This is a genomic window from Butyrivibrio sp. AE3003, assembly GCF_000686065.1.
Classification (GTDB): domain Bacteria; phylum Bacillota; class Clostridia; order Lachnospirales; family Lachnospiraceae; genus Butyrivibrio; species Butyrivibrio hungatei_A.
The window spans coordinates 86179-97263 of sequence record NZ_JMLX01000001.1 but is presented as its reverse complement, the minus strand read 5'-3'; the positions used below and the strand labels follow the sequence as shown (position 1 = coordinate 97263).

Genomic DNA, 11085 nt, shown 5'->3' with positions numbered 1-11085 from the left:
CCCCCTTACTTTTTCCTATTTGCAAGCTGAATTTTTCTCATACCTTTGATCAGCTGAGTAAGCTGTCTCCTCGCAGGACAAATATAACTGCAGCATCCGCACTCGCAACATTCCATTCCGTATAACTGAAGGAATTTTTTCTCATCGTTATGTTCTACCGCATCGGCAAGATTCTTGGGAATGAGTCTTTCAGGACACACTTCAACACACCTTGCGCAGTTAATGCAGGCCGACGGTTCAAACTGTGAAACGGCATCTTTTGTAAGGCATGTAAGCGCAGATGCAGTCTTTGTAGTGGGAACATCAAGATCAAATATGGCAAATCCCATCATGGGACCACCGGAAATAATCTTGGCAGGCTCCTTGTAAAAGCCTCCGGCATCATCTAAAAGCTGAGTGTAGCTTGTTCCTATTCTTACTTTGTAGTTTCTGGGATTTGCAACGGCATCTCCTGTGATGGTAACGATTCTCTCCATCAAAGGTCTGCCCTCTTTTACAGCTCTGCAGACAGCACAAAGTGTATCAACATTATCAACGATACATCCCGCATCCGCAGGGAGCATTGATGAGTTGATCTCTCTACCCGTAACGGCATAAATGAGCATACGCTCAGCGCCCTCGGGATATTTAGTCTTTACAGCCTTTACGCTGATATTTTCTAAGTCCTTTGTAAGATCTCTGAATATCTTGATCGCGTCCGGCTTATTATCTTCAATCGCAAGTATTCCTCTGGCATTAGGGAAAATGCTAACGGCAATCTTCAGTCCTTCCAAAAGCAGTTCAGGTTCCTCGATCATACGCCTGTAATCGGAAGTCAGATATGGTTCACATTCTGAGCAGTTAGCAATTACATAATCGATCTTATCGGGTTCCTTCGGTGAAAATTTAACAGCGGTAGGGAAACCTGCACCTCCCATACCTACCACGCCGGCCTCTCTGACAGCCTCGATCTTGTCTTCAGCGGTCATCTCGTCATAGCGCTTACGCGGTCTGAATCTCACCTCTTCATATCGTTCATCGTTCTCAACGATAATACTCTCACACATAGCTCCCGTAGCAAGTCGTCTCGGTTCAATCGCGACAACAGTACCGGAAACAGTTGCATAAATAGGCGCAGACACAAAACCGTTTGCCTCCGCAATCTTCTGTCCGGTCAAAACATGGTCTCCTACGGCAACTATGGCCTTTGCCGGTGCACCAATGTGCTGTGACAAAGGATATACCAAGTCTCCTTTTGGTAGCACTGATTTTATGGGCTTACCCTTAGTTAACTCTTTGCCTTCATAAGGATGTATGCCGCCCTTAAAAGTACCTTTTGCCATTTCCTACCCTTCTTTCGATTGTTTTAGAAAAATATTTACCTGAATAGATAATTTCAGATTGGTTTTTTATACCACTGCTTTAATTGTATCAAATTTTTAATCAAAATTAATGATTAATCTCAAAAATTGCGGATATTATTTTAACAAAATACTGCTTTAGTTTTTGTGGTACAATTATTTATAAGGTGATTTTTGAAAGTAGGTATAACTTAGCATGAAGAAAAGTGTCAAAAACATCACATTTTCAGACGATCATATCATCCACAAACTTCCGCAGATGCTCGGATGCAGCAATGACGACATATTATTTATAGATATAGAAACAACCGGCCTTTCTCCCAGAAACTCAGACATTTATATGATAGGCCTCTCTTATTGTGAAAACGATTCCTGGCGAATTGTCCAGCTTTTTGCAGAAAACACGGCCGAAGAAGCCCATATTCTCAAGGTGTTTGCCAGAAATTACGGCAATCACTCCAAGATAATCAACTTTAACGGAGACAGATTCGATCTTCCTTTTTTAAAAAACAAGTTTGATAAATATAAGATTACAAATCCCATCGAAGATGCAGATTCAATAGATCTTCAAAGGATCATACGTCCTTATCAGGATCAGCTAGGTCTCATAGATTGCAAACAGAGAACAATCGAGATGTACCTTGGTACCACAAGAAAGAATAAACATAACGGCAAAAGTCTTTTGCCCATTTATGCTTCATATAAAAAGACAATGGCAAGGCAGCCTCTTGAGATTCTTTTCCTTCACAACTATGAAGACGTAAAAGGAATGTTTGCTCTGTTACCGATGTTCCTCTTCCTCAAGTTCTTTTCACTTTTTAGGAATATGCCCGGAACATCGATCAAAACGGATGAACCAATTTCGCCCGAGAATTATCTTGCCTCCGATTTGCCGGATGAAGAAACTGTTCTTCCCGTAAAAGCAAAAAAGGTTCAGGCCAATTATTACAATGATTATGAAGGCAATCTCAAGAAAGAAATATTCATGAAGCTCGAGCTTCCCTTTGCACTGCCGTCTTCTTTGACAGGACATCTTGATGACTGTTATTTCAAGACAGACAAGGATGAAGCGATCTTAAGAGTTCCTATATATGAGGCGGAGCTTAAATATTACTATTCCAATTACAACGATTACTACTATCTTCCAAAAGAAGATACGGCAATCCACAAGTCAATCGCATCATTTGTTGACAAGAAGTACAGGGAAAAGGCTAAGCCCGATAATTGCTACACCAAGAAAAGCGGGCAATATCTTAGAGAATGGAACCTTGTATTCACACCCTTTTTTAAGTCAGACTACAAGGATGAAAGAATATTCTTCGACCTCAATGCTAATCTTAAGCAAAGTCGCTTTGCTTTAAGTGTATACGCATCGCACATAATTGCACATATTCTTGAAATCTAAAAGGCTTTCGCACCGGATAAGTGTGAAAGCCTTATTTCTTGTTAAATAGTATATTTACTTTAGTTCAAGGGTCTTTCGTAATAGAAAGAGTTCTTTCTTACGTAACCCATATCCTTATAATTTATGATCTGTTCTGTGCTTCCGATAAAGAGTATTCCGCCGGGAGCAAGTGAATCATAATATTTTCTGAATATCTCGTCCTTAGCTTCTTCAGTGAAATAAATAAGCACGTTTCTGCATACAAGGAGATGACAATCCTTCGGATACGGATCTCTCAAAAGATCTGCCTGCTTGAAAGTAACTCTTGATTTAATCTCATCGGATACCTTCATCTTTCCGTCAGCAGTCTCTTCAAAAAACTTGGTTTTAAATTCTGCCGGAACGCCGGCAACTTCCTTTTTATCGTAGATTCCCGCCTTAGCTTTTGCAAGAACAACCGCATCAAGATCGGTCGCAAGAACGTTTATCTGATTTAACGGCATGTGCTTTGAAAGCATCATAACAATAGTATATGGCTCGTCACCTGTAGAACAAGCAGCGCTCCAGATCTTGAGATTTTTGCCAAACTTATTCATAAGTTCGGGAACCATCTCTTTATCCATCAAATTCCACTGATCTGCATTTCTGAAGAATTCAGAAACATTGATAGTAAGATAGGATACAAAAGAATCAAGCGCCTCTCTGTCCTTCTTTATAAGATCGGCAAAACCATCATAGCCCTTTACATCATACTTCCCTATGAGGGTATCGATTCGCCTCTTCATCTGTTTTTCTTTATATGAATTGAGGTCAATCTTAGTCAGATCATAGACTGCTTTTTTAAACCACTCATAATCATATGCCATGGATAATCCTCCTGATTCTTTTTCTTTTATTTTATTATAGTGCGAATTGTATGTAAAATTAAAAAAAAATAAAAACCGGCATTTCTGCCGATTTTTATTTTTATATGATGTTTAGAAACTATTAGTTCTCTTCCTGTTCCTGCTCTGCAATAACCTTATCGATATCTACAGAAACAACATCTCCGCTCTCGGCCTCTTCTTCCTTCTCAGGAGCGAACATAGCCTTGATTGAAAGGCTGATCTTCTTCTCCTCTTCATTGAAGTCTACAATCTTAGCTTCAACTTCCTGGCCAACCTTAAGTACGTCAGCAGGCTTCTCAACATGCTCCTTAGCAATCTGAGAAACATGAAGAAGTGCGTCGATACCGGGCTCAAGCTCTACGAATGCACCGAAATCAGTCATTCTTGCAACTTTACCGGTTACAACATTACCTACAGCATACTTAACTGTAGCATCCTTCCAAGGATTCTCGTTGTCGAACTTTCTTGAAAGCGCGATCTTGCTTCCGTCGATGCTCTTAACGAGTACCTTAACAGTGTCACCGATCTTGAATGCTTTCTTAGGGCTCTCAACACGTCCCCAGCTCATCTCTGAAATGTGAAGAAGTCCGTCTGCTCCGCCAAGATCGATGAAAGCACCGAAATCTGTAACGTTCTTTACAACGCCTTCTACAACATCGCCAACTTTGATTGAATCAAAGAGCTTCTTAGCCTGCTCAGCCTTCTCTGCTGTAACAAGCATTCTTCTGTTACCGATGTATCTTCTTCTCTTAGGATTGTACTCAGTAACAACAAATTGGATCTCCTGATCCTGATACTTTGAGAGATCTTTCTCATAACTATCGGAAACAAGGCTTGCAGGTATGAAGATTCTAACTTCGTCAACAACAACTGTAAGTCCGCCCTCGAGAACCTGTACAACCTTAGCTGTAAGAACTTCCTTGTTATTGAAAGCTTCTTCGATTCTCTTGTTTCCTCTGTCGATAGCGAGTCGCTTGTATGAAAGAATAACCTGTCCATCTGCGTCGTTTGTCTTGAGCACTTTGACATCCATAGTGTCACCGACTTTGACTACAGTTGTAAGGTCAATACTGTTATCGTTGCTATATTCGTTCTTAGTCAAGATACCATCGGACTTGTAACCAATGTTAAGAATTATCTCGTCAGGCTTAACGTCAATAACAGTTCCCTCAACAACCTCCCCCGTGTGAATTGTTTTGAAAGATGCGTTAAGCAACTGTTCAAAAGTTTCTTCTGACATAATTCTGAACCTCCTCAATAATGTTCTTTGGGGTTGATGCCCCGGCGGTAATCCCCACTAGTTTAACCGCTTCCTTTCTCTCTAGATGCAAGTCATCCAGTGTCTGAATAAAATATGTTTTGGCACATTTCTGATTGCAAATTTCGTATAGTTTTCTCGAATTTGAACTATGTGCCCCTCCGATCACTATCATCACATCTGCCTTGGATGCAATGTCTTCTGCTTCGGACTGTCGCTCGTCAGTAGCGTTACATATAGTATTCACAATATTAATATTGTAACCGTTATTCCCAAAGATTTCAACGGTTTCTTGAAATTTATTCTTGTTAAATGTAGTCTGAGAAACTATAGTATACTCTTTTTCTCGGTCACCACGGAACTTTTCGGCACTTTCGGGTGAATCGATAACAAAAACTTCACCATCGGCATAACTCACAATTCCCTCGACCTCGGGATGATTTGCACTTCCGACTACTATTATGGATTTGCCTTTCCCGCTTTCCTCAGAAACTATCTTATGTATGCGCTTTACAAAAGGACATGTCGCATCAATGATCTCAAGCCCCGTCGCAGCTATTTTTTCATGAACTTCCCTGGTAACTCCGTGAGATCTTATAACTATTATCCCACTTTTTATTCCCTCAAGTTCATCAACGGACTCAATGACCTTAACGCCCTTTTCCTCCATATCTTTTACAACTATCTCATTGTGTATTATGGGGCCGTATGTGTATATATTCATTCCCGGGTTATTCTTTATCTGCTCATAAACGGTATCTACCGCCTTTGTAACACCAAAACAAAAACCCGCATGTTCAGCCAGGATTACTTCCATCTGTTTCCTTTCAAACGCCCTTATAGAGCTCAATAATCTTATCTTTAACTTCCTCGATCGTCATATCCGAAGAATCAAGAAATACCGCATCATCTGCCTGCTTAAGCGGAGATATATCTCTGTGCATATCCCTGTAATCTCTGTCTATAATGTCCTTTTCGATTTCTTCGAGATTGCAATCAATCTTCTTCGCGACAAGTTCCTTGTATCTTCTCTCCGCGCGCACACGTGAGCTTGCTGTAAGATAAACCTTAAGGTCCGCACCGGGAAGCACCACTGTTCCGATATCCCTTCCGTCCATTACGACATCAGTCTTCTCGGCGAGCTTCTGCTGAAGTTCCACAAGTTTCTCTCTCACGGCTGCATTTACACTTATTGCGGAAGTCATGTTTCCCACTTCCTCTGTTCTTATAAGTCCGTTTACGTTTTCGCCGTTTAAATATACAACCTGCTCGTTGTTTTCATGCTTTATTGTAATATCGGCCTCTTTACAAGAACCGGCTACCTTTTCGCTTTCATCTGCGCCAATTCCGTTTTTTAACATGTAAAGAGCCATTGCTCTGTACATAGCGCCTGTATCCACATAAATAAATCCAAGCTCCTGCGCAACCTTTCTTGCGATTGTGCTCTTTCCCGCTCCCGCAGGTCCGTCTATAGCAATACTTCCAGCCATTGTAACAATTTCCTCCTAAAAATTAACCGTTCATTCCGGCGCTTTCTCCCGCAAGTCGTCCCGTAGACCATGCAACCTGCAGATTAAATCCTCCGGTCTCGGCATCGATATCCAAAACCTCTCCCGCAAAGAATAGTCCCTTAACAAGCTTTGATTCCATCGTTGAAGGATCTATCTCTTTGACATTGACACCACCTCTGGTGATTATCGCTTCATTAAAGTTTCGCGTGCCCACAACCGTCATCGGCACACTCTTTATGAGCTTTACAAAGCTTAGTCTCTCCTCTTTGGTGATATCATGAACCGCTTTTTCGGGATCGATACCTGAGAGATTAATCATAACAGGAATAAGCTTTGTTGGAAACAGTCCGCCCAAAGCATTCTTAAATTGCTTGTTTATAGCACCTTCAAAATCCCTGAGAATCCTTTTATCAAGCTGTTCCTCGGAAAGAGCGGGCTTAAGATCAAGCAAAAGCCTTGCATTTGCATTCTCTTCATAGTGACAGCTCGCCGTTAGAACCAGCGGTCCGCTCACTCCAAAGTGTGTAAAGAGCATCTCTCCAAAGCCGTCATATACTGGCTTGTCCGCTTTTTTCTTTTTACCGGCAGACTTTTCTTTTTCTTCTTTTTGGGACAAAAAGAGCTTTAACCCGACATTCTTAAGTGATAGCCCCTGCAGATCCTTGCACCAGTCCTCTTCTATCACAAACGGAACAAGTGAAGGCACTGGTTTTACAAGCGAGTGTCCAAGATTCTTCGCAAACTTGTAGCCGTCTCCCGTAGAACCTGTAGAAGGATATGACACGCCTCCCGTGCACACTATCACACCGTCAAACTCTTCTCTTGTGATCGGGTCACCTTTCTTTGAATATGTTATCGCAGAAACCACGCCTCCGCTGCTTTCCACAGATAAAACTTCCGTATCGAATATAACCTTTACACCGGCTTTTTTTACGGCGTTGTAAAGAGTCCTTATTATATCGGATGAGTGGTCTGAAACGGGAAATACTCTGTCTCCGCGCTCAACCTTCAGCTTACATCCGTTGTTTTCAAAAAAGTCCATAACAGCGCTGTTATCATATCCGTACACTGCGCTGTACAAAAATCTCGGATTTCTTTTGACGTGTCCAAAAAAATCCGTGACATCACAGGCGTTTGTTACGTTGCAACGCCCCTTGCCCGTTATGTAAATCTTTTTCCCGGGCTTTTCATTCTTCTCAAAAACAGTGACGCTCGCGCTGCTCTCCGCAGCAGCAAGCGCCGCCATCATCCCGGCTGCCCCGCAGCCGATAACCGCTATTTTTTTCATATACTGCTAATCCTTAAACAAATCAAAACTAAACTTATGCCGGACTATCATCTTTTGCAATGATATTTCCGAGCATCATCGGATCGTCTGAAGCAAAATCTATCTCGTCGTTAAGATAAACCTGATAATTATTCCATGCCTCTTCCAACATCTTAAGGTCCGCCTTCACCTCATTCGGCCTTCTCATACAAAGCGCAACCACGAGGGCATTTATGACACTTAACGGTGCCACAAGCGAATCAACTATCGATGCCATCTCACTTCTTGCAAGAAGATTGCAGGAAGAATAAAGATTCATGGGTGAATGAACGGAATCCGTAATGGTTATAACCTTCGCATTCCTGTCATTGGCAAATTCCATGCACTTAAGAGTTCTCATGGAATATCTCGGGAAACTGATACCTATTATCGCATCCCTGTCGCCTATCCTTATCATCTGCTCGAACATTTCCGAGACACTTGTAGTTTTGATTATAACATTATTACCTCTGATCATGTTGAGATAAAAATGTAAAAAATCTGCCAAAGGCTCACAACTTCTTATACCAACTATATAGACCGTCCTCGCCTTTAAGATGATATCAACAGCCGTCTTAAAAGCCGCCACGTCTATATTGTTAATGGTATTCTCGATATTTGCCATATCGGACTGAAGGATTGTCGAAAGAATCTCACCTTCACTGCTTTTCCCAAACTTTCTTCCGACCTTTTCAACGGAGCCGAACTTGTCGCTTACCCACACCGAAAGCGCCTTCTGGAAAGCAGGATAGCCATCGTATCCAAGGCTCATGGCAAATCTGACAACAGTTGATTCACTCATACCCACGATCTTGCCAAGCTCAGCAGCCGTCATAAACACAGCCTGCTCGTAGTGATCGCAAATATAAGTTGCAATCGACTTCTTGCCTTTACTCATCTTGGAGTAACATTCATTTATTCTTGTTATTACATCTTCATCATTTTCAAATTTCATAGACTGAATGCCTTATACGCCGATTCAAGCATAGAAACTGAAGTTGCCTCATCAAGATCGTAGTCACCTGTAACCGCCATACAGCCTGCTCCGTGAATATAGATCCACATCTTCATAAAAAGCTGCTGTGCGTTGCTAATGCCGTCATCAGACGCTCTTTTGATCTCTTTTACAACGTTTTCTTTTGAACCGTTTACAAGATCATACATACTCTTCTTCTCGTCACCCTGTTCGGATACAAAAAGAAGTTTAAATAAATAGGGGAATTTCTGGGCGAACCCAATATAAGCAAGACCGAGGTCCACAAACGGAACCTCATGATTTTTGGAACAATCGTTGTAGTAATCTTCATAGTATGCGGCCGCCTTGTCATAGACATCTTTCTTAAGCGCATCCATACTATCATAAATACGGAAAATAGGCTGTGTTGAACACCCTGCCGCCGCTGCGAGCTTCCTGGACGTTATCTGCTCGAACCCTTCTCTCTTGGTAATCTTAAATGCTGCATTTACAATCTCTTTTTGCGTAATTGTCGCTTTCCTGGACATACAATCCCCTCCCAACATAATTCTGCATAGATTCATATAAAAGCATGCGTTATCATTTTACAGAATTAACGATAGAGTGTCAACGAATTTCACTACTGTCCAAACATTACCTGGTCTTTAAAAAGATTTCCTCATCTGCTGCAACTTTATCCAGAGGATATATCTGCATATACTCATCCATGAGACTCTTTGCACCTGCAAAATCTCCCTTATACTCATATGCACATATTCTGTTAAACATCAGCGCCTGCTGCACTGCGCTGTCATTAAGTCCTATTGCGGCATCAAAAGTAACGATTGCTTCCCCAAAAGCATTTCCCGCCTCTTCTTCATTGCCGGAATCCAGATAGAATCTGCCCTTGTTGATCTGGCACATACCAAGCTGATTACTGATATTTGCACTCTTTGAATTAGACTTCAAATATTCCTTATAAACGCTGATAGCATAGTCATACTGCTGCAATCTCTCATAAGACTGGCCCAAAAGAAGCACTACAGACTCTTTCGTATCATGTCCGCCGTTCTCTTTGTTGGCTTTACTGAGATAATTCTGCGCCTCAGCATCGTTTCCGAGGTAAAAATACATTTCACCCTTCTCGAAATTGGACATGGTCTTCTCGCCACTGTCAAGCGCATGCTGAAGTATGTTCTTGGCCTTATCTTCCTTGCCGTTTTCAGCATATGCCTTGTAGATCATTACTATCATGGAATAATCTTTGTCATTAAGACGGATTGCGCTGGTGAAATCTGCATCTGCGTTTTTCTCCTCACTTTCGCCCGCCTTAAGTTCGCATACTCCCCTGAGGTAATATGCGGTCGGATCTTTGTCTCGAAGACTCAAAATGGCATCATAGATTCCTTTTGCCCTGTTGAAATCCTCGAGTTTCATATATGCCTCGGCAAGGTAATAGTTGGTGTCAAAATCCATATCATCAACTATTCCGTCGTCCGCAGCAAGAGAAGCCAGAAACTCCTGTGCTGCCTCTTCTTCTTTATCACTGTATAAGTATGCTATTCCTCTGCCCCTGTGGACAAGGCACGCGTCTTCACCGTCCTCTTCAGCTTTATCAAAACTTGCCAATGCTTTTGCATACTCATGACTGTCTATGTAAGCAAAACCGGCATCAATACCATGTCTGCCTGCAAAAGATCCGCATCCGCTCAGAGTAACAGAAATACATATTGCGCCCGCAATAATCCTGTACTTCACATTTAACCCCCTAATTATCCCAAATATGCAATAACCTCTACTTCACAAAGAACATCCTTGGGAAGCTTTTTAACTGCCACACAACTTCTTGCAGGCTTTCCTGTGAAGTATTTCTCATATACGCCGTTAAATGCCGCAAAATCACTCATCTCTGCAAGGAAGCATGTTGTCTTAATAACATGCTCATAGTCTGTTCCGGCTGCCTTAAGAATCTCACCGATATTCCGGCATACTCTCTCTGTCTGATCTTCGATAGTTGTTGTGTCGATCTGACCTGTCACGGGATTGATCGGAATCTGTCCCGATGCATAGAGAAATCCTCCTGCCTTTATTGCCTGTGAGTAAGGTCCGATAGCTGCCGGAGCCTTATCTGTAACAATGTATTCAATCGTATGTTCTTTCACTTTATAAATCCTCCTCCAAAAATATAGTTTTTCTATTTACTCGTTCTCGCCTCCAAATACTGCGGTAACGTAGAAACCTCTCGCGTTCTCCTCGACCTTCGTAACAACTCCCTCTCGCTCAAGCATGCGCTCTCTGAAAGGAAAATTACCCGACATGGCAAGTGACGGATCTATCGTATAATAATAATTGCTCGGAAGTACACCCTCCGTGACCGTGACATGATCACCTTCTTTTAACAGTCCCGGTCGTTCCATTTTAAATGACATTTCTCTAGACATTTT

12 protein-coding genes are annotated in these 11085 nt (G+C 41.8%); 1 reads left to right on the top strand and 11 read right to left on the bottom strand.

Going from position 1 to position 11085, the window contains the following annotated elements; translation table 11 throughout:
• Positions 1-5: 5 nt before the first annotated feature.
• A complete protein-coding gene (gene rsxC / locus CD00_RS0100405) occupies positions 6-1322 on the bottom strand; it encodes an electron transport complex subunit RsxC (protein WP_026654120.1) in 1317 nt (438 codons plus the stop codon).
• 214 nt (positions 1323-1536) lie between these two features.
• Here rsxC and CD00_RS0100400 point away from each other — a divergent pair, with 214 nt between their 5' ends.
• Positions 1537-2745, top strand: a complete 1209-nt coding sequence (locus tag CD00_RS0100400; RefSeq protein WP_026654118.1) for a ribonuclease H-like domain-containing protein — start codon at positions 1537-1539, stop codon at positions 2743-2745.
• Between the two features lie 59 nt (positions 2746-2804).
• Here CD00_RS0100400 and CD00_RS0100395 read toward each other — a convergent pair whose 3' ends face one another.
• From CD00_RS0100395 to CD00_RS0100350, 10 genes are all read right to left on the bottom strand, one after another.
• The gene (locus CD00_RS0100395; protein WP_026654117.1) at positions 2805-3590 is read right to left on the bottom strand and encodes a CheR family methyltransferase; all 786 of its coding nucleotides are present in this window, start codon (positions 3588-3590) and stop codon (positions 2805-2807) included.
• A gap of 121 nt (positions 3591-3711) precedes the next feature.
• Positions 3712-4851 carry a 30S ribosomal protein S1 gene (rpsA, locus tag CD00_RS0100390; protein WP_026654116.1) on the bottom strand — a complete coding sequence of 380 codons (1140 nt, stop codon included), beginning with the start codon at positions 4849-4851 and terminating at the stop codon, positions 3712-3714.
• Positions 4832-5686, bottom strand: coding sequence for a 4-hydroxy-3-methylbut-2-enyl diphosphate reductase (gene ispH, locus CD00_RS0100385; RefSeq protein ID WP_026654115.1), 855 nt, complete (start codon positions 5684-5686; stop codon positions 4832-4834). Before ispH ends, rpsA begins: the two co-directional genes overlap by 20 nt.
• A 10-nt stretch (positions 5687-5696) precedes the next feature.
• On the bottom strand, positions 5697-6359 hold the full coding sequence (gene cmk, locus CD00_RS0100380) for a (d)CMP kinase (protein ID WP_026654114.1): 663 nt from the start codon (positions 6357-6359) through the stop codon (positions 5697-5699).
• Between the two features lie 22 nt (positions 6360-6381).
• A complete protein-coding gene (locus tag CD00_RS0100375) occupies positions 6382-7668 on the bottom strand; it encodes an NAD(P)/FAD-dependent oxidoreductase (RefSeq protein ID WP_026654113.1) in 1287 nt (428 codons plus the stop codon).
• Between the two features lie 34 nt (positions 7669-7702).
• Positions 7703-8641, bottom strand: a complete 939-nt coding sequence (locus tag CD00_RS0100370) for a MurR/RpiR family transcriptional regulator (protein ID WP_026654111.1) — start codon at positions 8639-8641, stop codon at positions 7703-7705.
• Positions 8638-9189: a TetR/AcrR family transcriptional regulator gene (locus CD00_RS0100365; protein ID WP_026515001.1), complete on the bottom strand. Its 552-nt coding sequence runs from the start codon at positions 9187-9189 to the stop codon at positions 8638-8640. Before CD00_RS0100365 ends, CD00_RS0100370 begins: the two co-directional genes overlap by 4 nt.
• 106 nt (positions 9190-9295) lie before the next feature.
• On the bottom strand, positions 9296-10399 hold the full coding sequence (locus tag CD00_RS0100360) for a tetratricopeptide repeat protein (protein ID WP_026654110.1): 1104 nt from the start codon (positions 10397-10399) through the stop codon (positions 9296-9298).
• A gap of 14 nt (positions 10400-10413) precedes the next feature.
• Positions 10414-10788: a RidA family protein gene (locus CD00_RS0100355; RefSeq protein WP_026654109.1), complete on the bottom strand. Its 375-nt coding sequence runs from the start codon at positions 10786-10788 to the stop codon at positions 10414-10416.
• Between the two features lie 51 nt (positions 10789-10839).
• On the bottom strand, positions 10840-11082 hold the full coding sequence (locus tag CD00_RS0100350; RefSeq protein ID WP_026654108.1) for a hypothetical protein: 243 nt from the start codon (positions 11080-11082) through the stop codon (positions 10840-10842).
• Positions 11083-11085: the final 3 nt, after the last annotated feature.